Annotated in this window: 19 protein-coding genes and 1 tRNA gene; 10 read left to right on the top strand and 10 right to left on the bottom strand. The window is 40.9% G+C overall.

All coding sequences use genetic code 11. The annotated features are described in order from the left end of the window. Positions 1–2: 2 nt before the first annotated feature. The 5 genes from dinB to K7X70_RS21380 form a co-directional block, all read right to left on the bottom strand. On the bottom strand, positions 3–1,160 hold the full coding sequence (gene dinB, locus K7X70_RS21360; RefSeq protein WP_222538953.1) for a DNA polymerase IV: 1,158 nt from the start codon (positions 1,158–1,160) through the stop codon (positions 3–5). A gap of 481 nt (positions 1,161–1,641) precedes the next feature. Beyond that, complete coding sequence (locus tag K7X70_RS21365) at positions 1,642–3,447, bottom strand: alpha-L-fucosidase (RefSeq protein WP_222538954.1); 1,806 nt, start codon at positions 3,445–3,447, stop codon at positions 1,642–1,644. Positions 3,448–3,505: 58 nt separating this feature from the next. Further along, positions 3,506–3,973 (bottom strand): VOC family protein, encoded by a 468-nt coding sequence (locus tag K7X70_RS21370; protein WP_255607499.1) that lies wholly within the window; start codon positions 3,971–3,973, stop codon positions 3,506–3,508. 10 nt (positions 3,974–3,983) lie between these two features. Then, positions 3,984–4,442, bottom strand: coding sequence for a GNAT family N-acetyltransferase (locus K7X70_RS21375; RefSeq protein WP_222538955.1), 459 nt, complete (start codon positions 4,440–4,442; stop codon positions 3,984–3,986). 580 nt (positions 4,443–5,022) lie between these two features. Beyond that, complete coding sequence (locus tag K7X70_RS21380) at positions 5,023–5,979, bottom strand: SphA family protein (RefSeq protein WP_222538956.1); 957 nt, start codon at positions 5,977–5,979, stop codon at positions 5,023–5,025. 384 nt (positions 5,980–6,363) lie between these two features. On the opposite strand from K7X70_RS21380, the gene ppnP reads away from it, so the two are divergent. Continuing rightward, positions 6,364–6,681 carry a pyrimidine/purine nucleoside phosphorylase gene (gene ppnP, locus K7X70_RS21385; RefSeq protein WP_222538957.1) on the top strand — a complete coding sequence of 106 codons (318 nt, stop codon included), beginning with the start codon at positions 6,364–6,366 and terminating at the stop codon, positions 6,679–6,681. A 78-nt stretch (positions 6,682–6,759) separates the two neighbouring features. On the opposite strand, the gene K7X70_RS21390 is transcribed toward ppnP, so the two are convergent. After that, on the bottom strand, positions 6,760–7,206 hold the full coding sequence (locus tag K7X70_RS21390; RefSeq protein ID WP_222538958.1) for a KTSC domain-containing protein: 447 nt from the start codon (positions 7,204–7,206) through the stop codon (positions 6,760–6,762). Positions 7,207–7,428: 222 nt separating this feature from the next. Here K7X70_RS21390 and K7X70_RS21395 point away from each other — a divergent pair, with 222 nt between their 5' ends. The 5 genes from K7X70_RS21395 (at position 7,429) to K7X70_RS21415 (ending at position 15,193) form a co-directional block, all read left to right on the top strand. Next, positions 7,429–8,112 carry a response regulator transcription factor gene (locus K7X70_RS21395; RefSeq protein WP_222538959.1) on the top strand — a complete coding sequence of 228 codons (684 nt, stop codon included), beginning with the start codon at positions 7,429–7,431 and terminating at the stop codon, positions 8,110–8,112. Positions 8,113–8,123: 11 nt separating this feature from the next. Further along, positions 8,124–9,482 carry an ATP-binding protein gene (locus K7X70_RS21400; protein ID WP_222538960.1) on the top strand — a complete coding sequence of 453 codons (1,359 nt, stop codon included), beginning with the start codon at positions 8,124–8,126 and terminating at the stop codon, positions 9,480–9,482. Positions 9,483–9,605: 123 nt separating this feature from the next. Further along, positions 9,606–10,874 (top strand): TolC family protein, encoded by a 1,269-nt coding sequence (locus K7X70_RS21405; protein WP_222538961.1) that lies wholly within the window; start codon positions 9,606–9,608, stop codon positions 10,872–10,874. Positions 10,875–10,953: 79 nt separating this feature from the next. Then, the gene (locus tag K7X70_RS21410) at positions 10,954–12,048 is read left to right on the top strand and encodes an efflux RND transporter periplasmic adaptor subunit (protein WP_222538962.1); all 1,095 of its coding nucleotides are present in this window, start codon (positions 10,954–10,956) and stop codon (positions 12,046–12,048) included. Between the two features lie 28 nt (positions 12,049–12,076). Beyond that, positions 12,077–15,193, top strand: a complete 3,117-nt coding sequence (locus tag K7X70_RS21415) for an efflux RND transporter permease subunit (protein ID WP_222538963.1) — start codon at positions 12,077–12,079, stop codon at positions 15,191–15,193. 3 nt (positions 15,194–15,196) lie between these two features. Here the strand turns inward: K7X70_RS21415 and K7X70_RS21420 are convergent, their stop codons facing one another. Continuing rightward, positions 15,197–16,621 (bottom strand): alpha-L-fucosidase, encoded by a 1,425-nt coding sequence (locus K7X70_RS21420; protein ID WP_222538964.1) that lies wholly within the window; start codon positions 16,619–16,621, stop codon positions 15,197–15,199. Positions 16,622–16,793: 172 nt separating this feature from the next. Here K7X70_RS21420 and K7X70_RS21425 point away from each other — a divergent pair, with 172 nt between their 5' ends. Together K7X70_RS21425 and K7X70_RS21430 are read left to right on the top strand one after the other, a co-directional pair. Beyond that, positions 16,794–17,045, top strand: a complete 252-nt coding sequence (locus tag K7X70_RS21425) for a hypothetical protein (RefSeq protein WP_222538965.1) — start codon at positions 16,794–16,796, stop codon at positions 17,043–17,045. Then, complete coding sequence (locus tag K7X70_RS21430) at positions 17,042–17,731, top strand: SRPBCC family protein (protein WP_222538966.1); 690 nt, start codon at positions 17,042–17,044, stop codon at positions 17,729–17,731. The genes K7X70_RS21425 and K7X70_RS21430 overlap by 4 nt, the downstream gene beginning before the upstream one ends. A 133-nt stretch (positions 17,732–17,864) precedes the next feature. On the opposite strand, the gene K7X70_RS21435 is transcribed toward K7X70_RS21430, so the two are convergent. Further along, positions 17,865–18,335 carry a DUF5362 family protein gene (locus K7X70_RS21435; RefSeq protein ID WP_062550042.1) on the bottom strand — a complete coding sequence of 157 codons (471 nt, stop codon included), beginning with the start codon at positions 18,333–18,335 and terminating at the stop codon, positions 17,865–17,867. 101 nt (positions 18,336–18,436) lie between these two features. Between K7X70_RS21435 and ychF the strand changes: the two genes are divergently transcribed. Continuing rightward, on the top strand, positions 18,437–19,531 hold the full coding sequence (gene ychF / locus K7X70_RS21440; RefSeq protein ID WP_062550043.1) for a redox-regulated ATPase YchF: 1,095 nt from the start codon (positions 18,437–18,439) through the stop codon (positions 19,529–19,531). A gap of 129 nt (positions 19,532–19,660) precedes the next feature. Here the strand turns inward: ychF and mgtE are convergent, their stop codons facing one another. Continuing rightward, complete coding sequence (gene mgtE / locus K7X70_RS21445; protein WP_222538967.1) at positions 19,661–21,034, bottom strand: magnesium transporter; 1,374 nt, start codon at positions 21,032–21,034, stop codon at positions 19,661–19,663. A gap of 401 nt (positions 21,035–21,435) precedes the next feature. Here mgtE and K7X70_RS21450 point away from each other — a divergent pair. Further along, positions 21,436–21,507: transfer RNA gene (locus K7X70_RS21450), tRNA-Arg, on the top strand. A gap of 234 nt (positions 21,508–21,741) precedes the next feature. On the opposite strand, the gene K7X70_RS21455 is transcribed toward K7X70_RS21450, so the two are convergent. Then, positions 21,742–22,149 carry a VOC family protein gene (locus K7X70_RS21455; protein ID WP_222538968.1) on the bottom strand — a complete coding sequence of 136 codons (408 nt, stop codon included), beginning with the start codon at positions 22,147–22,149 and terminating at the stop codon, positions 21,742–21,744. Between the last annotated feature and the right edge of the window lie 168 nt (positions 22,150–22,317).

Here is a 22,317-nt window from a genome sequence, read left to right on the forward strand (position 1 = left end):
GCCTATAAATCTATGTTCAAGGTAGAGGCCAGTTTAATGGCCTTATCTCCAAACCGGTTTCGAATTTTGTCTAATGCCTGATACAGGCTATATTGTTCCTGAGATTCACTGTATAAATCGATCTGTTCATGACCGGTTACCAGGTTAGACAGCCGTACACCAACCAGGCGCAGCAACATCCGTTTTTGGTACAGCTGACGAAACAATTCTTTGGCTTTAGCAATCAATACACTATCCAGAGAAGTATAAGAAATCGTGATTTGTTTCGTCACATCCTCGAAATTCGCATAGCGAATGGTGACGGTAATACAGGCAGTCAGTTTTTTTTTCTGACGCAGGTCGAATGCCAGATCCATGACCATTGAGGTGATCAGGTTATTGATCGTATCTATATCAATTGTATCGGCCTTAAAAGTACATTGTGTACCGATACTTTTCTGCTCCTGATAAGGAATCACCGGCGAATGGTCGATTCCTTTCGCTTTTTGCAGCAGCGCCAGTCCATTTTTCCCTAAAATAGTATTCATTTGATCGGGATGAATCTGTGTCAGCGTATGGATTTTTTTAATCCCCATATCGCTAAGTTTCACAAATGTTTTTTCTCCGAGTCCTGGGATTTTACGAATGGATAAAGGATTCAGGAAGTCCTGTACTTTTAGCTGTTCTACATTGAGCTCTCCATTAGGTTTACACTCATTGGTGGCCATCTTGGAGACCGTTTTATTGACCGAAAGCCCAAAAGAAATGGGTAAACCTGTTTCTTTAATAACGATTTGCCGCAGCTCATGGGCATATTTAAGCACTCCATGAAAGCGGTCCATTCCTGTCATGTCGATATAGTGCTCGTCTATGCTGGCTTTTTCTATTAATGGAACGCGCTCCCTCAGGATCTCTGTAATTTCAAAAGAAGCTTTAGAATAAGCGTCCATATTTCCTTTCACAAAAATCGCATGCGGACAAAGCATTTTTGCCATTCGGGAACTCATGGCAGCATGTACCCCAAACTTTCTAGCTTCATAACTACAGGAGGCCACCACCCCACGATCAGAAGTTCCACCAATAATTACTGGCTTCCCTATTAAACTGGGATCTTTCTGCACCTCCACAGACACGAAAAAGGCATCCTGATCCATGTGGATGATCTGTTTATTTGAAGTCATGAAATATTTTTTTGATGTCCACAAAGTTATGCTAAAATTTTTAACATTTTTATTATTTTACTAACTATATTAGTAATTGCAAAACCAGCAAGATTACTTTATTCAGCAATCGTCTGCTTAAAATTGTCTTTGGTGGAATGCCACTGGTTACTGGTCAATTACTTTTCCCCTGCTAGGAAAGTGCTGGTATTTTAGTAAAAAACAAGAATTGTTAACTCAAAACACAGCTTAAATTATCATTTTATGAGCCGATTAAACATTATGACACAGCTAACTACAGATTCCTATTTTTGGTTGTCCAGCTGTTTATTGATCACCGCGCTGCTGCTCCTTATGCTCCTGACTTATCTTTTAAAACTCATATCTAAGCCAAAGCAGCCCCATTAAAAACATCGTTAAAGACATTTTGGCTTATTCATAAAAAGGGCCGGAAATCGTTAAATTTCCAGCCCTTTAGAATCATTTACAGAAATCAGCTCCTTTACATTGGGATCAGTGTAATGCTGCTAATTTCAGCCATCGACTGGCCTTTTAGCGTTAAAAGTTTAAGCTGTAACCTCAGAGACTGTGCTCCGATCGCTTGTTGAGAAATATCAATTACACCTGCCTCTACCTCTTTGAAACCGGGCGTTTCTGAGCTAGAAAATGTATAATTTAAGGTGTTTTTCTCCAGCGCAATACTGAGTTCTCCACCCGTATTTGCATTTGCAAAATAGTTGACCATTACTTTATACTTTCCTGGGCGCTGAACTTTCATATCCCAATGCGCAGCATCTGATTTATCAGTCCAGAAAGCGATGGTATTTGGTCTGTTAGGATCATGGGTGGATGCGCCTTTCAATTTTATTCCGCCATCTCCAGTCAGCTGTGCCTGGTTTGCAGTGAGTACAATCCTGCCATCGGCCAATGAACTCACGCGGTTATTCCAAACTTTTGGTGCTCCTTTGATCTCCAGCACCAGCACCATTGGTTTAGGGCCTGAAAAATCTGCAGGCAATTGCAGCACCTTTCCTTTGTCTGTTGTTTTTACCACTAAGGTTTTCCCTTTAGTCCCTAAGATATAAGCTTTGGCAACTGCATTAGAAAGGGGCACTTCTAAAGTACCATCTTTTGGTGCATCAAATACTTCCAGGTAAAGTTTCCCTGGCTTCTGTGTTGCATATCCCCATTCTAAAGGCTGGAACGGGCTTGCAGTAGTCCCATAAATTGCTTCATTATTGACCTTCATCCAGGTTCCGATCTGCTTTAAAATTGCTACTGCCGGCTCAGGAATTACACCTTCTGCATCCGGGCCTACATTTAACAGAAAGTTTCCTCCCTTACTCACCGTTTCGATAAACAGGCGCATCATTTTATCATAAGATTTCCAATTTTTATCATGTGCGCTATAGCCGTAACTCTCATTGGTGGTATGGCTCACCTCCCAGTTCATCCCCGGTAATCCTGTTGGCGGAACATATTTTTCGGGTGTTCCCATATCTCCGTTTTTATTCTCCAGGCCATCCCAGAACCGGTTGTTCACCAAAATACCCGGCTGCCATTTGATCAGGTCGGTGAGGATACGTTTAGTACCCCAGGTTTCTCCCTGTCGGTTTTTTGAGCTAAAATCCAACCAAAGAATGTCCATTTTACCGTAGTTGCTGGCCAGTTCTTTAATTTGTCCGTACAGATAATCTTTATAGACTTCATAGTTGGGATTTTCCTTAGGGGGATTCGCGGCAAACTTATCGTAAGAATCAGGGTGCTGCCAATCCAAAAGAGAATAGTAAGCGCCAATTTTCAGGCCTTCTTTTTTAAATGCTGCCACTGTTTCTCCATATAAATCTCTTCCTTTCGGGGAGATATTTGTACCTCCGGTAATGGAATTATTTAAAGAATAAGGTTGCTTACTGTTGAAGATGCTAAATCCTTCATGATGTCTGGAAGTGATCACCATATATTTCATACCTGCTTCTTTAGCCAATGCGGCCCAATTTGCGGCATTAAATTTTGAGGCGGTAAACTTTGGTTTCAGCTCCTCTGCATATTCTTTGCTGGGCACCTGCGCCCAGGTCTGGATCCATTCGGCATAATGCTGCGGATATTGTTTCCCCTTCCAGGAACCTCCGGCAGCACTGTATAAGCCCCAGTGAATAAACATTCCAAAGCGGGCATCATTGAACCACTTCATGCGCTGATCTTTTGTTTCGGCCCAGCCTGGCACCCCTTCATAGGGTTTCGATTCTTCCTGGGCAATTACCCTTCCTACTGTTAAAAGCAGCGTGAGCATTACAGTTACTTTTTTCATTTATGTGTTTGTGTTTGGTTTCCGGGTTCCTTACCAACCTGGTTTTTGTTTAAGTTTTTTATTTATGGTCATCATTAACTTCCAGCCAATGCCCATCGGGATCCTGAAAATAGATTTGTTTGATCCCATCGACTCTTAGTGTGATGCTTTGCGCGGCTCCTGCCCAGTTTTCATAAGAAATGTGACTCGCGTTTAGCTTTTCAATAAAGGGATCAATAGCCACCACACTGAAACACAAGTGTTCATTTTTATCAAAATTCCCTTTTCCTTTTGCCCCTTGTATTAAATGAAGCTGTCCGGCAGCGCCCAGACTAAACCAGGTATGTCTGCCATCATGAAAAGGTTCAGGAATCTGGTTCAATTCAAATGTGTTTTTATAGAAATCTGTAGATTTCTCCAGATCAGTTACATATACAGCAATATGATTTAACATGGCCGGACTTGTTTTTTGCACAGTTTGTGCTTTGCTGTCTTGAAAAGAATGGAGGGTCATAGTAAATACGAGAATTAAGGTAAAAAGCTTCATGATCTTTGTTTTAAACTAAATTAATGTCCTGGTCCAGTCGGTATAAATCAAAACCAACTTCCCAATAATCTTTGACGACCTCTCTAAGTTCCAGGCCAAATTTTTCATAGAATTTATAGGCCATTTGAGAAGTTCTGACGGAGAGGATTTTCACACTGTCGATTTCTTTGATCTTCTCAATCCTAAACTTCGTTAATGCGGTCCCCAGTCCTTTTCCCTGGCTATTGGGATGAAACATGTCCCAGGAAATCTTACCGGTCTCCTCATCTTCAGATAAATTGAAGCCACCGCAGCCGAGAATTTCTCCATCTATTTCCAATACGTAATAATGATCAGCGAAATGGTCTAAATAATCAATAAAATCGGCTTCCTCTTCTGGAGAAAAGTATGCTGGTGTATTTAATCTCAGCAAACTGAGCAGTGCTGGCCTATCTTCAGGTTGATGTGCCCTAATGTTGATATTGTTCATGTTTATAAATTGGTTATGCCGGCTTGGTGATTCGGTAAAAGTAAAAATACAGGAATATTTCAATTCAGCAACGCACCAAAAGGTATATCCACAAAGTTTTACCAGCTGATTTTCCAGCAAAGTTAGAAAGCAACAACAACCTCACACCGACTAAATAAAGATAATTTAAAACCTATAAGGAAATAATTGTTTCCCACCATATTTTTAGAAAAAAAACTAAAATTCAGCCTATAAGAAAGAAAATGCTGAAAAACATGGGTACCAAAAGACGCTTTTTTGGAACGATTTGATAGGGTTGGAGATGGCTATCTGTTTTGCTATTGTTTTGCTATTGTTTTGCTTTTCTTTAGCTCTGGTTTTACAGCAGTAAAAGGAGAGCTAAACAATAGCAAACTAGTAATAGTTCAGTGAAAAGCCCCAAAGAGGCCAAAGTCAGGAATTAACCCTTAATTAATCCAGCCCATTCATGAGCTTAAAGGATAAAAAAATGGCTGAACAATTTAACCCGGATAAGGACTTAAACTGTTCAGCCATTTTGCTGAAAAAATAAAAAGGGAAATACGCGGTGTAAATCCAATGATTAGTGATCTGTTGGAATCAGAATGTTTACCCCAGCCTGTATTGCAGTACCGGAAAATCTATTTTTGGCGGCGAAGTTTTGAGTTACCCTTGCCATCAGACCTACTTTCTTAGGCCTGATCCAGTAAGAGCCAAAACCACCGATACCATAGATGCGGTCGGAAGCAAAACCACCAATGGTTCCTTTATCGTCACTGATCTGAGTAGTATGGTGTGCAAATAGCCCCACTTCATCCCCTCTGTTGTCTAATAAATACGTACCGCCCATATCGATAGTCAGGTGACTCCCTTCTTTAAAGTCGATGTCTTTTTGCCATTGGTTGATTTCAAAAGTTGAAGCCACAGTTACTCCGACTTTTTTATTCGGTTTATACCTTACCGCTCCCCTAATGTTATGCGACCAGTACCCCAAACCGCCATTGTCTAATCCATGTGGTTCAAATTTACCTGTAGGTGCCCAGAATCCATAGTTAAAAGCATAGTGGAACTTCTCTTTTGTCCAGGAAAGCCATACTGGCTGTACATACATATCGCCAAAACCGACACTTTTATTTTTGAAAACATAGCTTCCTGAGCCCGTCTGACTAGAATAATAATCCAGGGCAATATTTGCGGTTGGGCTGTTTAACATTGGAATGGCCATTATCCCCCAGTTTGCACCCAATATCTTCCCTTTACCTCCGTAAATAGCCATCAGGATAAAAGAGTTGGTTTTTACATTTTGCTTAATGTCGAGTGAAGTCGGATTGCCCGGTGCCGGATTGATCAGCTTATCTGATTTATCTCCTGCACCATTATAGTAGTTCATATCTGCATAGCCGTACCAAACTGGGATAATAAAACCCGCATGTGGTGCAAAATAATCACCAGGGTTAAATGAAGAGCCGTTATAGTGCCCCTGAGAAAATGCGGAAACATAGGAAAACACGACTAAAATTAGAGTAAAAAGTTTTTTCATACTTGTAGATTTTTGATAAATAAATTAAGTTATGCATACATACAACGATGATTAGAGTAGAAAAACAGAGAATTTGGCGATATGACAGCAGCATTGGTTAAACAAGACTCTAAGCCATTTGTTTGTCGGTTTCAACAGAAATTTTAAATTTATTTTGTCTGTTAATTTTTATGATCATCTTGTTCGATACATTTGTTTTAAACAATTAGCTGCAGCAATAATTTGAAGCGATTAAAATGCTTGGAGTACGCAGCTCCATTTAAAGGTGGTTTAAAAGACGGATTAAAAGCAGCAGCCTCCAGATCGAAAAAACAGGTCTGGAAAAAACATACTATTTATTAAAGAATGAGTAATTAATTAAGCCCATAACCAAAAAAATAAGCCATGAGTCAACCCCACCATACTGCTTCGGCAGTAGAAACCGTATCCCACAATGTATATTTTGAAGGCAAAGTTCAGAGTCTGGGCATGGAAACGCCAACAGGTAAGGCCACCGTTGGAGTCATGAAAAGAGGAAGTTATACCTTTTCGGCCTCTTCGCCAGAAACGATGGTCGTCATTTCGGGCCGTATGCAGGTTCGATTTCCTGGCAAGGATGGCCAGCAGGATTATGAAGCACAGGAATCGTTTGAAGTTCCTGCGGGAAGTTCTTTCGAGGTACACTGCGAAGCCGATGTTGCTTACATCTGTTACTACGCCTAATAAAAAAGGGGTTACAAAGCACCCTGCCTGTAACCCCTTTTAAGGAAATTAAATATATAATGTGACTAAAAACTGCGCTTATGCAGTTTGAAGTTTAGCTATATTTCTATATGGGAATGAATTGAAGATATGACGACGTGCGAATCTACCCGGAGAATCAGCATTAACCAATTTCACGTAAACAGCTTTAGGAACACCAAAGTATTCATAAGAACTGCCATCCAGGAAATGAACGGTTAGCACTAAACCTGCCCAAGTATAATCAGCAATACCGCAAGTTGCAGTAGTTTGCGTATATTCTTCAATAGAAAGCTCTAATGTTTCTGGAGCAATACTTACTAAGAAATGATATGCTTCAATGATTTCCTTACTTTTAGCTTCAGCTTCTGCTTTAGCTTCTTCACTATCCTGGAATTTATCCGGGTGCCAGTCTTTCATCAAATTCCTGTAAATGGTCTTTAATTCTTTTAATTCGGCATCCTTTTGTACACCTAATAGCTTTCTGTAGTCAACAATCTTCTTCATAAATATTTTTAATGGCAATTATTGCCTTTGAAAAGCAGCCTGTTTTTGTAAGGTAAATCTGCTCCATTCAAACAATATTTTGCAAAGATACGCTTTTTTATGTTAAATAAAGAGTAAGATTGCATTAACAAATCAATTGATAATCTGAGGGATAGGAAGAAATAATCAGGATGGCTATTTTTAAATTACATTTGTGCCTTCAACAAAAACCATTTTTCAGGTATGTTTAAAATCGGATTAGCAGAAGATGACCTTAAAATAGCCGGATTGATAAAAACCGGATTGGAAGAACAGGGATACCTGGTTACCATCGAATCTAACGGGGAACAGGCCCTAAAAACATTTAAAGATCAGGACTTTCACCTGGTGATTCTGGACATCATGATGCCTGGATTAAATGGCATAGCGGTTTGTAAAGCATTGCGTCATACCGATAAAAATCTGCCCATCTTAATGCTCACCGCATTGGGAACAATTGACGATAAAGTGACAGGATTAAACTCCGGCGCAGACGATTATTTAGTAAAACCATTCCATTTCAAGGAGTTACTCGCCAGAATAGAGGCCTTGCTGCGCAGGCAGCATGGAGTAATTGGCAGCAGTACTGACGATCATATTTTAAGCTTTGACGACATCAGTTTGAATACTTATAGTAAAGAAGTAAAAAGAGCTGGGGTACTGATTGAGCTAACGGCAAAAGAACATACACTGCTGGAATTGTTTCTGCGCAATCCAAACCGCTTGCTTTCCCGACAATACATCGCGGAAAATGCCTGGGACATAAGTTTTGACACAGGTACCAATGTGATTGATGTTTACATCAATTTTCTGCGTAAAAAAATAGAAAAAGGTTTTGCCCGTAAATTGATCCATACCAAAATCGGTATGGGCTATATCCTTAAATAAACGCATTTTTCATGAAACTGAAAGACCGCCTTTCTCTATATTTTACCCTCATCAGTACATTAACCCTGCTGGCGGTATTGTGTGCGGTCTATTTTACTTTCATCAAATTTTTAGAAGCCGATTTCTTTGAGCGGCTAACCGACCGGACCATGGTTACGGCCAAACTTTATCTGGAAGCAGATGAAATCTCTGCGGATTCATTGAATACGGTCAGAAATCAATACCTGAAAACCTTAAATGGAGAGGTAATCAGGATTTACAATTCAAAAAACAGGGCTACTTTTATTGGGGACGACCAGCAATATTGGAGTCATGAAACAATTGAGAAAGTTAGAAAAAACAAGAAGATTCAATTCATTGATGGCGACAGACAGGTAGTCGGCATTTTTTATAAAGACAATCAGGGCGATTTCGTGATCCTCGCCTCCGGTATAGACCAAAGTACACACCTCCGGATAGACAAGCTGCAGAAGATCATGGTGATGATTTTTGTGTTCATATTTATTGGGCTGCTGCTCTCTGGAAGGTGGATTGCCAAGAAAATATTAAAACCACTGGATCGTTTTATAGATGAGGTAAAGCAGATCAAATCCAGCAACCTTCATTTTAGGGTTCAAGAAGGGAATAATAAGGATGAAATCAGCTTGCTTGCCCAAAACTTCAACAACCTGATGGAGCATTTAGAACAGGCTTTTGTGCTGCAAAAAACCTTCATTGCCAATGCTTCTCATGAACTCAGGACTCCGGTTACCCGGATGATGATCGCTGCAGAAATTACCTTATCGCAGGAAAGACAAATCGAAGATTATAAAAAGGCCTTACTTTCTGTGATGGAAGATTCCGAAAAGATGGACAACATCATCACAGGACTGCTCAACCTTGCACAGGCAGACCTGGAATTTGGTGCACCGGAATTACAGGAAATCAGAATTGACGAAAGCCTCTGGGCCATATCGGAAGAATGGAATAAAAAAGAAAGCGGTAAGCTCCTGGTAGACATTAAAAACATGCCAGAAGATCCTGCCGAATTACTGATCAAAGCCAATCCTACCCTATTTGGCATCGCTTTAAACAATATCATCTCCAATGCGTTTAAATTCTCCGACCATCAGGATGTGCATTGTCTGCTCGATATACAGGAGAAAGAAACCATCATTTCTATCCAGGACAAGGGCCCGGGGATTCCTGAAGCCATTCAGGAAGATATCTTTAAACCTTTTTATAGCTTCAGTGCAAAAACGGGGCATGAAGGCAGCGGAATGGGTCTTTATATGGCGCATAAAATCATTACGCTGTTTAAAGGAACGCTGACTGTACAATCAAAAAAAGGCCATGGAGCTCGTTTTATCCTTCGTTTCCCTAAACCTTAATTCAGCCGTCTAACCTACGGACTAGCCGCGTTTTATACTTCAAAACCCTGCAGGCTCAATTTTAATCCCCTTTTAATTTCTCTTTAATTAGGGTTTAATTCACTCCAGATAGCTTTGTAGGAGATGAAAAGACAATTAATTCTGAGCAGCCTGCTCATTCTGGGATTTAGTGTGACAGGTATGGCGCAAGACAGCCTAAAACTTAGTCTCCGGGAAGCTGAGCAATTATTTATCAAAGGAAACTACGAGCTTATTGCCCAAAATTACCAAACGGAAGAAGCGAAAGCAGAGATCATTACAGCCAAGCTTTTCGACAACCCAGAGCTGAGTTATGAGAATCTTTTCTACAACCATGAGACTAAAAAATTCCTGCAGACCTCCATGGCTAACGGTCAATACAGTGCGCAGATTTCCCAGCTGATTAAGCTGGCAGGGAAAAGAAACAAAAACATTCAACTGGCCAATACCGGGGTTAAACTAGCTGAATACGCCTATTTCGACCTGATGCGTACATTACGTTACAACCTGCGCAGTGATTTTTACAAGGCCTATTATGCACAGCAGTCTGCCGCCATTTACCAGCAGCAGATCATTTCGCTGGAACAGCTTTTACAAGCTTCAGAACAACAGCTTAAACTCGGCAATATTGCCCTTAAGGACATCATCAGAATCAAGTCCCTGGTTTACAATTTAAAAGCAGAGTACACCAGTTTACTGAACGATATTGAAGATATGCAAACCTCTTTAAAGTTGATGACCAACATCAAACCTGATGTGGCTTTACAGCTGAGCATTCCTCCTGAGGATGAGCAAAACTTTTCATTTGAGAAACACCCCTACTTACAATTACTGGAAAGTGCAAAGGCAAACCGTTCGGATTTACAATTGGCAAAAACGGCGGTCAGCTATGCGGAAAATAACCTGCGTATCCAAAAAGCCAATGCCATTCCTGATGTAGAACTTTCACTCAGCTACGACTTGAAAGGTAACTATCCGGAAAAGTACACCGGTTTGGGCGTTAAAATTCCATTGCCCCTTTTCAATAGAAATCAAGGAGAAATCAAGAAGGCTAAAATTGCTATAGAAGCGGGAAATATTGGCATCCAGCAAAAGGAAAATGCCTTGGAAAATGAAGTTTACAACAGTTATAAATCTGCGATCAGAACAGAAGGCTTGTACCAGAGTCTGGATCATAATTTCAGTACAGACTTCACAAAGCTGATTCATGAAGTGACCAAAAATTACCGCAGCAGGAACATCAGTCTGATCGAATTTCTGGATTTCTATGATTCCTATAAAGAAAACACCTTGCAGCTGAACCGTCTGAAATATGAACGCATGAATGCCAAGGAAGAAATTAATTATGTGACCGGATCTAACATTTTCAAATAAACGATGAGACAGGTTAGCACTGCTCTTAAATAATCCTATCCATTTCTAAATAAGCTATACCCATTTTAAATAATCCCACATGCAAATCTTTCTAAAAAACATCAGCAAACTCTCTTTCATTGGATTATTTATCGCCAGCCAGAGTTGCACCAGCTCAAAAGAAGCACCGGTATCAGAGAAATTTGTGGTGACCGATTCTCTCCTCAACAGATTATTGATTGATACTGTACAACAAGCAAATAGTAAGACTGACTTAAGTTTTTCTGCAAAAATCACCGCAAATGAAGAACGTAAGGCCGAGATTTTCCCTATGGTGAGCGGCGTGGTACGCAGTGTCCCGGTAAGATTGGGCGATAAAGTAAATGCTGGACAAGTATTGGCCACAATGGGCAGTTCAGAAATGGCTGGATTTGATAAAGAGGTAATCAGTGCTGCTGCAGAATTGAGAAATGCGGAACGACAAGTGAAACAGGCCGAAGAACTTTATAAAAGCGGTTTATCATCGGCCCGAGAATTGGAGGAGGCTAAAAACGACTTCCTGATTAAACAGGCGGAAAACAAACGCGCCAGTGCCACTCTAAAACTAAATGGCGGAAATAGCAGTGGGAATTACACCATTAAATCACCTTTATCAGGTTTCATCCTAGAGAAAAATGTGAATGCAAACATGCAGCTGCGTCCTGATCATGATAAAAACCTCTTTACTATAGCAGATCTTTCTACCGTATGGGCGATGGTGAATATCTATGAATCTGACATCTCAAGAATCAAGGAAGGAGATCTGGTACACCTTTCTATCCTTTCTTATCCGGAAAAAACATTCACAGGAAAGATCGATAAGATTTACAATATGATCGATAATGAAAGCAAGGTGATGAATGCAAGGGTCAGTATCGCCAATCCTGGCTATTTATTAAAACCAGGGATGATGGCTACGGTAATGATTTCTGCAAATTCAGGATCAGACCTTCCCCTGGTCAATTCCAGAGGCATTATTTTCGATGACAACAAAAACTATGTACTGGTGGTCGATGGTGCTAGTAAATTACGCATTCAGGAGATAAAAATTGGCCGTAAGACCGCCGATAAAGCCTATATCAGTAAAGGATTGAAGGCGGGCGACCGTGTGGTTGCTTCCAAGCAGGTATTTTTATTCGAAAGCCTAAAAAACTAATCTATTCATCACCAAAAAAACAGCTGTAATGAATAAATTCATTAAGACCATCATCGGCTTTTCGCTAAACAACAAGTATTTTATTTTCTTTGCCACTTTCATTTTAATCCTGGCAGGATACTTTAGTTTCAAACATACTACGATTGAAGCTTTCCCAGATGTGACCAATACCAATATTACCATCATCACCCAATGGCCCGGACGAAGTGCAGAAGAGGTCGAAAAGTTTGTGAGCAGGCCTTTAGAGATCGCCATGAACCCTACCGAGAAAAGGACGAGTATCCGATCCTCCTCTCTCTTTGGCTTATCCATCGTAAAAATCACTTTTGAAGACAATGTAGATTATGCCGAAGCCAGGGTGCAGGTGAACAACCATATTGATGAAGCAGACTTACCGGAAGGGCTGAAACCAGAGATACAACCTCCTTACGGACCTACAGGAGAGATTTTCCGCTATACTTTAAGCAGTGATGAAAAATCAGTCAGGGAGCTAAAAACCTTGCAGGATTGGGTGATCCAGCGGGAATTACTTTCCGTTCCAGGCATTGCCGATGTAGTGAGTTTCGGTGGAGAGGTCAAATCTTACCAGATCACTGTAGATCCACAAAAAGCGATACAATATGGGGTGAGTGCGACTGAATTATTTGAGGCTGTTTCCAAGAGCAACATCAATGTTGGCGGAGATGTTATTGTTCAGGGCGGACAGGCTTATGTAGTTCGTGGAATCGGGATATTGAACAATATTGATGAAATAAAAAATGTGGTGGTTGATCACTTTAACGGCACTCCTGTTTACGTTAAAACAATCGCTGAAGTCGCAGAATCGGCATTACCTCGGTTAGGACAGGTAGGCCGGGACCACGATCCCGACGTGGTTGAAGGGATCGTGGTGATGCGCAAAGGGGAAAACCCAAGCGAGGTGATCAGCAAGCTGAAAGAAAAGATTAAAGACATCAATGAAAACATATTACCAGGAGATGTAAAGATCAACCCTTTTTATGACCGGGAAGACCTGGTTAACTATGCTACGCATACGGTAATCGGTAACATGATGGAGGGGATAATTTTTGTGACCCTGATTGTGTTTCTATTTATGGCCGATTGGCGTACCACATTAATTGTATCTATCGTTATTCCTTTAGCCTTATTATTCGCCTTCATTTGCCTAAAACTGAAGGGGATGTCGGCCAACTTACTATCTATGGGGGCGATAGACTTCGGAATCATCATTGATGGTGCTGTAGTCATGGTTGAGGGTATTTTTGTTGCCCTCGACCATAAAGCCAAAAAGGTGGGTATGGAGAAATTCAACCGCCTGAGTAAACTGGGATTGATCAAAAAGGCAGCCCTGGAGAATGGAAAAGGTATTTTCTTTGCCAAACTGATCATCATTACCGGCTTACTGCCGATCTTCACTTTTGAGCAGGTGGAAGGAAAGATGTTCTCCCCATTGGCATGGACACTAAGTTTTGCTTTACTGGGTGCCCTGCTCCTTACATTTACCCTGGTGCCGGCATTGGCTAGTGTACTCTTAAAGAAAAACGTAAGAGAGAAGCACAACATATTCTTGGAGTTCGTTATTAAATACGTGACCCTGTTCTATGATAAATGTTTTAAATTCAGAAAACTGGCATTTGGTATTTCTATAGCTCTGCTGGTGGTTGGGCTGTTCAGCGCTAAATTTCTGGGCACAGAATTCCTGCCTACTTTAGATGAAGGATCTATCTATGTACGTGCGACCGGGCCGCTGAGCATCTCGCTCGATGAGACAAAAAAGCTTTCAAATGACATCAGAAAAATCTTTTTAAGCTTCGAGGAAGTCAAGCAGGTCATGTCGCAAACCGGCAGGCCAAATGATGGAACCGATGCTACCGGCTTTTACAATATGGAGTTCCATGTTGACATTTTCCCAAAGAAAGAATGGAAGCGAAAGCAGACAAAAGAGCAGCTGATTGAAAGGATGCAGGAGAAGTTGAAGAGTTTTCCGGGGATTAGCCTGAACTTCTCTCAACCGATCTCGGACAACGTAGAAGAGGCTGTCTCTGGGGTAAAAGGTTCTATTGTGGTAAAGATGTTTGGCAATGATTTCGAGTTTATAGAGAAAGAAGAAGAGAAGATTGAAAACATTCTGAAAACTGTAGAAGGGATTGAAGATTTAGGGATCCTGAGAAACCTTGGACAGCCGGAACTGCAGATCAACCTGGATCAGAATAAAATGGCTTTATATGGGGTGAGTACTGCAGCTGCCAATGCGGTGATTGAGATGGCGATTGGTGGAAAAGCGGCTACACAGATTTATGAGGGAGAGCGGAAGTTTGACCTGATTATCCGTTATCCGGAAGACTTCAGAAAAGACGAAAGCGACATTGCAAAACTGCGTATCCCTACCATTTCCGGTGCAAAAGTACCATTAGGGGAAATTGCCAGCATCAAGAAAATCACTGGTCCGAGTATGATTTACCGCGACAAGCACCAGCGGTATGGTGCCATTAAGTTTTCCATTCGCGGCAGGGATATGGGCAGTGTGATTGCGGAGGCTCAGGCCAAGGTAAATGAGAAAATTAAGCTTCCAAAGGAGTATAAACTGGAATGGGCAGGTGATTTTGAGAACCAGCAAAGGGCAACCAGCAGGTTATCACAAGCCGTTCCCATCAGTCTGTTGCTGATCTTTTTAATTCTATTTGTATTGCTAGGTAATATCAAAGACTCTTTATTGGTCTTGAATAATGTGCCTTTTGCCATGGTTGGTGGGATATTGGCTATCCTGGCTACCGGTATCAATTTTAACATTTCGGCGGGGATCGGTTTTATCGCCCTGTTTGGGATCTGTGTGCAGAATGGGGTGATCCTGATTACCAAGTTCAAGCACAATATCATAGAGCTGAGGCACCGTCCGGATTGGACCTTTGCGGATGCGATAAAAGACGGGGTATCGAGCAGGATACGTCCGGTACTGATGACGGCAATGATGGCAGCTATCGGCCTGATGCCCGCAGCAATGTCTACTGGAATTGGTGCTGAAGCTTCAAAACCACTGGCAATCGTAGTCATCGGAGGTTTAATTACCGATACCCTGTTTAACCTTTTTGTATACCCAATAGTATTCTATTGGGCATACCAGAAAAAGGTCAATCAAATGAATTAATGTCTATAAGTCCGCTGCGTTATATGCTGCTATCTCTGATAGCACCGGACAGGCATTTGCTTCCAGGATATGGACACGGATTTTAGTGGTTTTTATTCTTGGAAAAGAAAGGATTCGCTTATGGCCAATCGTGGTTTGCTGATCTAATTTTTTATAAGTATCGCCATCCAAATACTCGACAGAAAATGATTTGACACGTTGTCCGAGGGCGATATATTCCTGTAAAACCAGGCGGTTGAGTTCCGTTGCTTTACCAAAATCAATGGTAATCGCAGCGGTCTTCAGCTGATCAGCTGTAGCCCAGTAAGTAGCCGGGTTTCCATCAGTCAGGTTTGCAGCAGTAAATTGTGCGCCTTTTCTGGTATTGCTTACCGTAACTTTCTTTCCTCTCGCCAGGTTTGTCTTATAGCTGGCATCAATGGTTCTTTTGAATTCCATCAAGCGGGTGGAATCATTGGGATGAATCAGTCCTTCCCGGTTTACCGGAACGTTCAGCAACAGATTGCCATTACGTCCGATGGAGGTTTCATAAATAGAGACCAGTTCTTTTAAAGTTTTCACTTTATCATCTGTATTCGCGCTATAGAACCATCCTGGTCTGATGGAAACATCTACTTCCGCAGGAATCCAGTATTTTCCATTTTCATTTCCGGTGTTCAATACGCTTGCTGCAGGTGCTGCTGCCCCTACCCCAAAGCCATCGGTATTTAAGGTAGACCAGTTGGTAGTTCCGGCAACTCCTCTTTCATTTCCCATCCAGCGGGCATCAGGACCAATGTCGCTAAAGATCACCGCTTGTGGATTATTGGCTCTGACAATGCTGTTGAACAGCTTAAAGTCGTAGTCCTGATTTTTCTCTTTTTCTCCTTTTGCACCGTCAAACCATTGCTCAAATACAGGCCCATACTGCGTATGTACTTCTTTCAGCGTATTGGCAAACACTTGATTGTACTCTGGCGTGCCATATTTAGGATGGTTACGGTCCCATGGGGATAGGTATACGCCGAATTTCAAGCCATATTCTTTACAGGCTGCAGAAAGTTCTTTCAGCACATCGCCTTTGCCATTTTTCCAGGCACTCTCTCTTACGGTATGAGTACTGTATTTACTTGGAAACAGGCAAAAACCATCGTGGTGTTTTGCGGTGATAATAATGGCTTTCATCCCTGCAGCTTTCGCGGTACGCGCCCATTGACGGGCATCCAGTTTGGTTGGGTTGAAGACTTTAGGATCTTCATCGCCATGCCCCCACTCCTTATCGGTAAAGGTATTTGGCCCGAAATGGATGAACATATAGTATTCCATATCCTGCCATGCCAGCTGGTTTTTATTTGGGACTGCTCCATAAGGAGCAGGTGCCTTTTGCGCAAAAGTACCACCGGTACACAGCAAAAAAGAACATAAGAAAAAAAATGACGACTTCTTCATACGGTTAAAATTCATTTATGGTTAGGTATAGCCTCCTAAATTGCAATATATTAGCGGCTGTAAGTTCTTTTTTTTTGCCATTAAATTAAATGATTTTGGCTTGATTTCCAGTCTCCTCTAAAACACTAAGCCTGTTTAGGTGTTATATAAGCTGAAATTAAACCTAGCAAACATGAAAGACAATAAATCAGGTCCGGATGAGTTTGACATTCATCTGGATATAGATGGCGCAGACACTATAATAACCGTAAAACCAGATGAGACCAGTGATGGTGCACGTTATTTCATCTGCTATATTGGTAACGACAGAATCACTCAACTAAGGGAAGAAATAGATGGCAAATGGGAACAGATATGGGGAATATTGGACCATTATATGGTAGATGCCATTGGGAAAGAAATTAATCATCGTCAAAAATCATGAGTACTCCATTAAAACTAAGATCCGGCAGATTTTCTATTGAAAAGCATCAATATGAGAATATAGGATGGTCGGAACGTATGGTATCGATGTTCCTGAGTGGGGCATTGATCAGCTGGGGCCTGAGAAAGCCATCAAAAACAAAGTTTCTTTATGGCGCATATATGGCCTACCGTGCTGCAACAGGCCGTTGTCTGTTTTATGAGCAATTGGGAATTGATGCCAGAAGGCCTCGTGCGGTCAATCTCCGGGGAGAATTTGTGGTTGAAAAGCCAGTAGCAGAGGTGTTCTCTTATTGGCGAAACCTGAATAATCTTCCGGGAAGTATTCATCACCTGCTGGATGTAAAAGTAATTGATGAACATTTGTCGACCTGGAAATCCAATGTGATTGGCAATTTATTTTCCCTAAACTGGGATGCGGAAATAGTGAAGGAAGAGCCAGGCCGCCTGATTGGCTGGCAATCTGCTCCAGGCTCTCTGCTTGGTCATGTAGGAAGGGTAGAATTTACGCCATCTGAAGATGGAAAAGATACGCTTTTGAAAGTGGTGCTGTCTTATCGTCCAGTTGGCGGAGGAGTAGGAATCGGTATTTCAAAAATGATCAATCCTTATCTGGAAGGTTTACTGAAAAAGGAAATGAAAAACTTTAAGCATGCAATTGAGCATAGAACTCCGGTTTATATCTGATTTTAAGTACTAAAGGCAACTGCCACAATAAAAAAGGGCCTGAATCATTTTTAATGATCCAGGCCCTTTTATTTATTTACCGACACTTTTCCTTTATCAGGCTGCGTATTTTCGAGTTGTGGCTTTGCGAGTTTTAGCTGGCTGCACCAATTGCAGTAACCACGCTCAACAGCAAAATGACCGCGTATAGCCCCAACATCACAATGGTTAAGATCCCCCAGAATTTGAAGAATGATTTCATCTTACTCATGGCTTCAGCTAAACTCTCCTGATCTAGAAATAACACTGCTTTTTTCGCTGAGTTAGCATATTTAAACAGCATTAAACTTGGATAAAAATATAGCAGTGCGAAAAGAATATAAATTACAGAAAGTGCACCAGTAGCTACGCCCATCATCGGATTTTTGCCCATTGCGGTCATCGCTGCAAGGATTGCAGGTAGACTTAAGGCCAATAAAATGATTAAAACGCAAAATATAAAGCCCATAACGGATAGAAATTTCGCCCATTTAGCCGTTTCATAGATGTAGCTGCGGATATCTTCTGTGACAATAAGTGTTTCTACCTCTGTGTGATCTGGTTTTGTTTCTTCGAATTCTTCCATATAGCTGTGATTTAAACGTTAATTAGTTTTTAGATACCCTAAACATAAAGAATATTTTTAAAAAATTGGTAGCTTTGCGCCAAAACTAGAAAAAATCATTCATGGCATTACAATGTGGTATAGTTGGTTTACCAAATGTTGGAAAATCTACCTTATTTAACTGTTTATCTAACGCAAAAGCTCAAGCGGCTAATTTCCCTTTCTGTACAATTGAACCTAATATTGGTGTGATCACCGTTCCAGATGAAAGGTTAACAAAATTAGCAGAATTGGTACAGCCAAACCGTATTGTACCTAATACAATTGAGATTGTTGATATTGCAGGTTTAGTGAAAGGTGCTTCCAAAGGTGAAGGACTAGGCAATCAATTTTTGGGTAACATCAGGGCTACAAGCGCGATTATCCATGTTTTGCGTTGTTTTGACGACGGAAACGTGATTCACGTTGACGGCTCAGTTGATCCGATTCGCGATAAAGAAATTATAGATACTGAGTTACAGCTTAAAGATCTTGACACCATCACGAAACGCATTCAGAAAGTAGAGAAAATGGCTAAAACCGATAAGGATGCCAAGAGAACTTTCGATATTTTAAGCGTGATCAAAACACATGTTGAATCTGGCCAATCGGTACGTTCAGCAGCAGTTGCAGCAGAAGATTTTGAGTTCATTGCCGATATGGGTTTATTGACTCAGAAGCCTGTGATGTATGTTTGTAATGTTGACGAAAACTCTGTGATCAATGGCAATGCGTACGTAGATCGCGTAAAAGAAGCTGTAAAAGATGAGAAAGCTGAAGTATTGGTGATTTCTGCGAAGATAGAATCAGAAATTGCAGAACTGGAAAGTTATGAAGAGCGTCAGGAATTTTTGGCGGATCTAGGCTTAACAGAATCTGGAGTAAACAAACTGATCGTTGCAGCTTACCGTTTATTAGATCTTTATACTTACTTCACCGCAGGTGTTCAGGAAGTACGTGCATGGACAATTACTAAAGGATTTACCGCGCCTCAGGCTGCTGGTGTGATCCATACAGACTTTGAAAAAGGTTTTATCCGTGCGGAGGTGATCAAATATAATGACTTTGTCACTTTAGGTTCTGAAGCCGCTTGTAAAGAAGCTGGTAAATTGGCAGTAGAAGGAAAAACGTATGTTGTGGAAGATGGAGACATCATGCACTTCCGTTTTAACGTATAATTTGTTGGCTTAACTGTCCTCATTATTCATAAAATAAAAACCCGGATGATCCTTAATCATCCGGGTTTTTTATGAGCTTAATTCCCGGGAAGTGGTCCGGGAGATTATTATTATTGGTTCTTTTATACTTTAGAGGAGCACTCCGGTCAGGAACATCACCGCTACTGAGAAGTAAATGATCAGTCCGGTTACATCCACCAGCGTCGCTACAAAGGGCGCGGAAGAGGTTGCAGGGTCGGCACCCAGCTTTTTTAGGATCAGGGGCAGCATAGAGCCTGCCAGCGATCCCCATAAAACGACTCCTACTAAGGAAACGCCAACAGTAACACCGATCAACATCCAATGCGGACCATACATATCGGTAAAAAAGGTCCATGCAAAAATCCTTAGGAAACCGATACAGCCTAATACCACACCCAGCATCAGCCCGGAAATGATTTCCCGTCGCATTACTCTCCACCAATCCGAAACCGTAATTTCACCGAGTGCCATTGCCTGAATGATCAGTGTAGAGGCTTGAGAACCACTATTTCCACCACTGGAAATGATCAAAGGAACAAACATGGCCAGGATTACTGCTTTAGCGATGTCTGCTTCAAAATGGCCCATTGCACTGGCAGTTAGCATTTCTCCAAGGAAAAGTACCACCAGCCAACCTATTCTTCGTTTAAATAAACCCAGAATAGGCATATCTAAATAGGGTTCGTCGAGTGCCTGCGTACCCCCTATTTTATGCATATCTTCTGTATATTCTTCGTTTGCAATCCAAAGAATATCATCTACAGTTACAATTCCTAACAGTACATTATGGTCGTCTACAACAGGTAAAGCGACGCGATTATTCATCCTAAAGATATTAATCGCTTCTTCCTGATGGTCGTTTGCTTTTAAAGCGATCAGGCGACGATCGGTCAGGTCTCCAATTTTAGCATCCGGATCTGCCAGGAGAATCTCCCTGATCCTGATGTCGTCTAATAAAGTTCCATCTTTATCGATCACATAAATTACATCGATGGTTTCGGAGTTTTTCCCATAACGTCGGATGTGCTCCAATACCCTGGTTACTGTCCAGTCTTTCTTTACCGCCACATAGTCCGGCGTCATCAGCCTTCCTACACTGTCTTCTTCATATCCTAAAAGGGAAAGTGCTTCTACCCTATCTTTTGCAGGCAATAGAATGATTAATTTTTTTACAGCTTCACCGCTGAGCTCGGAAAATAAGGAAGTACGGTCGTCTGGAGGTAAGAGGTTGATTAACTCAGCGAGTTTATTACCGGGAAGTTTTTTAATGATTCTTTCCTGAGTGGGAAAGTCAAGGATTCTGAAAACGTTAACTGCCCTTTTGATGGACAAGGTATCTATAAATGTGACTGCGTGCTGGGGAAGTTCGTCTATTAAATGTTCCACATCCGAAATATTCAGGTTGTCTAAATATTCCTTTAATTGTGTATTGTCTTCCTGCTCTAAGAGCTTTTCGATCTCTTCAACAATCATTTCTTCCATACGCCCCTTCTTTACATGATTTTCATTAATGTATTCTTTTAATGCCTAAGTTATTAGAATGGGAATTTTTGATCCTCATTCCGTGCCTACGGCATTTATCATTTTTGCAAAAGTGCCTTTTTATTTTCGAAAAATAGCGTTTATAATGGATTATTATTGTCTTTTAGAAGCAGGCCTGATTTTCAAAAGTCCAAAGCCAGCTATCCACTTCATTATCAGATTTCAAGAGAACAGATTTGATCCTGAATTTGATTTACTTATTTGAAGATAAACAGCTGATTTTGTAGTAAAAGCTTATTTTTTTTGGTATTAACAGGGTTTATGAGTTAAGAAATGAGGAAAAGCTGGAAATTTAAAGAGTATAAAGGAATAACCAATCAAATTGATATATTTGCCAAAATGTTTCCGTAGTTCAATGGATAGAATTGTTGATTCCGGTTCAACAGATATGGGTTCGAATCCCTTCGGGAACACACTAAAAGCCTTTAGAGATCTCTTTAAAGGCTTTTTTCGTTAAATAGGTTACAGCTTAGAAACTATAAAATAATATCTGCTGTTCCACAAGGAGAAATCCAGTTCTATAAATCTTTCATTTTCTAAAGGGCTGGAATGGCTGAACACGGATCATCCAGAAGCCCTTATAAAAATTCTTCTGGTTTATATTAGAAGCAGGCGCACCCGCTGAATAGGCTGTTGTGCCTGGGGTGTTATTTGTTCAAACTCAACAACCAGTCGTTTCCATATTTATCCCTTACAGTGCCAAACAACACCCCCCAGAAATTCAATTCCAAAGGATGGCTATTTTGTCCTCCTTCGGAAAGTTTCTGGTAACATGCCTTGATGTCTTCCTCTTTATCAAAATTAAGAAGAATAGAGAGGGAATTACCTTTAATTAACTGCTCATTATCCATTAGATCAGTTGCCGTTAAAACCAACCTTTCGCTGATCAAATTGGCTTGCAGGATACAGTCTTTTATTTTCTGAGGAAACTCCTTCGATGATGGAGCATCAGCAATACTTTGAAAATTAAGTATTCCACCAAAACAACCTTGATAAAAGGTCATTGCTTCACGGCAATTGCCGTTAAAAGTGAAGTAAGGGCTTATGGTTATCATGATTATTTAATATAGAAATCGCCAACAGGTTTAGTAATAAATGATGCTCAAATTTAACAAGCAGATTCACCAAACATCTTGTGCAAAAACGACAATTAAGGGGGTTGTATGCGACAATAAAACCTGATATATTTGATATAGAAACCAAAGTATTGAGGAGAAGACTTA

Source organism: Pedobacter polysacchareus, from assembly GCF_019802255.1.
Lineage (GTDB): Bacteria > Bacteroidota > Bacteroidia > Sphingobacteriales > Sphingobacteriaceae > Pedobacter > Pedobacter polysacchareus.

What these genes read in the sequence shown, in the direction of transcription:
- K7X70_RS21410 (WP_222538962.1), top strand. Translation starts at nt 10,954, where the DNA reads ATGCAAATCTTTCTAAAAAACATCAGCAAACTCTCTTTCATTGGATTA.
- K7X70_RS21405 (WP_222538961.1), top strand. Translation starts at nt 9,606, where the DNA reads ATGAAAAGACAATTAATTCTGAGCAGCCTGCTCATTCTGGGATTTAGT.
- K7X70_RS21430 (WP_222538966.1), top strand. Translation starts at nt 17,042, where the DNA reads ATGAGTACTCCATTAAAACTAAGATCCGGCAGATTTTCTATTGAAAAG.
- K7X70_RS21370 (WP_255607499.1), bottom strand. Translation starts at nt 3,973, where the DNA reads ATGAAGCTTTTTACCTTAATTCTCGTATTTACTATGACCCTCCATTCT.
- K7X70_RS21380 (WP_222538956.1), bottom strand. Translation starts at nt 5,979, where the DNA reads ATGAAAAAACTTTTTACTCTAATTTTAGTCGTGTTTTCCTATGTTTCC.
- K7X70_RS21415 (WP_222538963.1), top strand. Translation starts at nt 12,077, where the DNA reads ATGAATAAATTCATTAAGACCATCATCGGCTTTTCGCTAAACAACAAG.
- K7X70_RS21420 (WP_222538964.1), bottom strand. Translation starts at nt 16,621, where the DNA reads ATGAAGAAGTCGTCATTTTTTTTCTTATGTTCTTTTTTGCTGTGTACC.
- ppnP (WP_222538957.1), top strand. Translation starts at nt 6,364, where the DNA reads ATGAGTCAACCCCACCATACTGCTTCGGCAGTAGAAACCGTATCCCAC.
- K7X70_RS21395 (WP_222538959.1), top strand. Translation starts at nt 7,429, where the DNA reads ATGTTTAAAATCGGATTAGCAGAAGATGACCTTAAAATAGCCGGATTG.
- K7X70_RS21375 (WP_222538955.1), bottom strand. Translation starts at nt 4,442, where the DNA reads ATGAACAATATCAACATTAGGGCACATCAACCTGAAGATAGGCCAGCA.
- K7X70_RS21390 (WP_222538958.1), bottom strand. Translation starts at nt 7,206, where the DNA reads ATGAAGAAGATTGTTGACTACAGAAAGCTATTAGGTGTACAAAAGGAT.
- ychF (WP_062550043.1), top strand. Translation starts at nt 18,437, where the DNA reads ATGGCATTACAATGTGGTATAGTTGGTTTACCAAATGTTGGAAAATCT.
- mgtE (WP_222538967.1), bottom strand. Translation starts at nt 21,034, where the DNA reads ATGGAAGAAATGATTGTTGAAGAGATCGAAAAGCTCTTAGAGCAGGAA.
- K7X70_RS21435 (WP_062550042.1), bottom strand. Translation starts at nt 18,335, where the DNA reads ATGGAAGAATTCGAAGAAACAAAACCAGATCACACAGAGGTAGAAACA.
- K7X70_RS21365 (WP_222538954.1), bottom strand. Translation starts at nt 3,447, where the DNA reads ATGAAAAAAGTAACTGTAATGCTCACGCTGCTTTTAACAGTAGGAAGG.
- dinB (WP_222538953.1), bottom strand. Translation starts at nt 1,160, where the DNA reads ATGACTTCAAATAAACAGATCATCCACATGGATCAGGATGCCTTTTTC.
- K7X70_RS21455 (WP_222538968.1), bottom strand. Translation starts at nt 22,149, where the DNA reads ATGATAACCATAAGCCCTTACTTCACTTTTAACGGCAATTGCCGTGAA.
- K7X70_RS21425 (WP_222538965.1), top strand. Translation starts at nt 16,794, where the DNA reads ATGAAAGACAATAAATCAGGTCCGGATGAGTTTGACATTCATCTGGAT.
- K7X70_RS21400 (WP_222538960.1), top strand. Translation starts at nt 8,124, where the DNA reads ATGAAACTGAAAGACCGCCTTTCTCTATATTTTACCCTCATCAGTACA.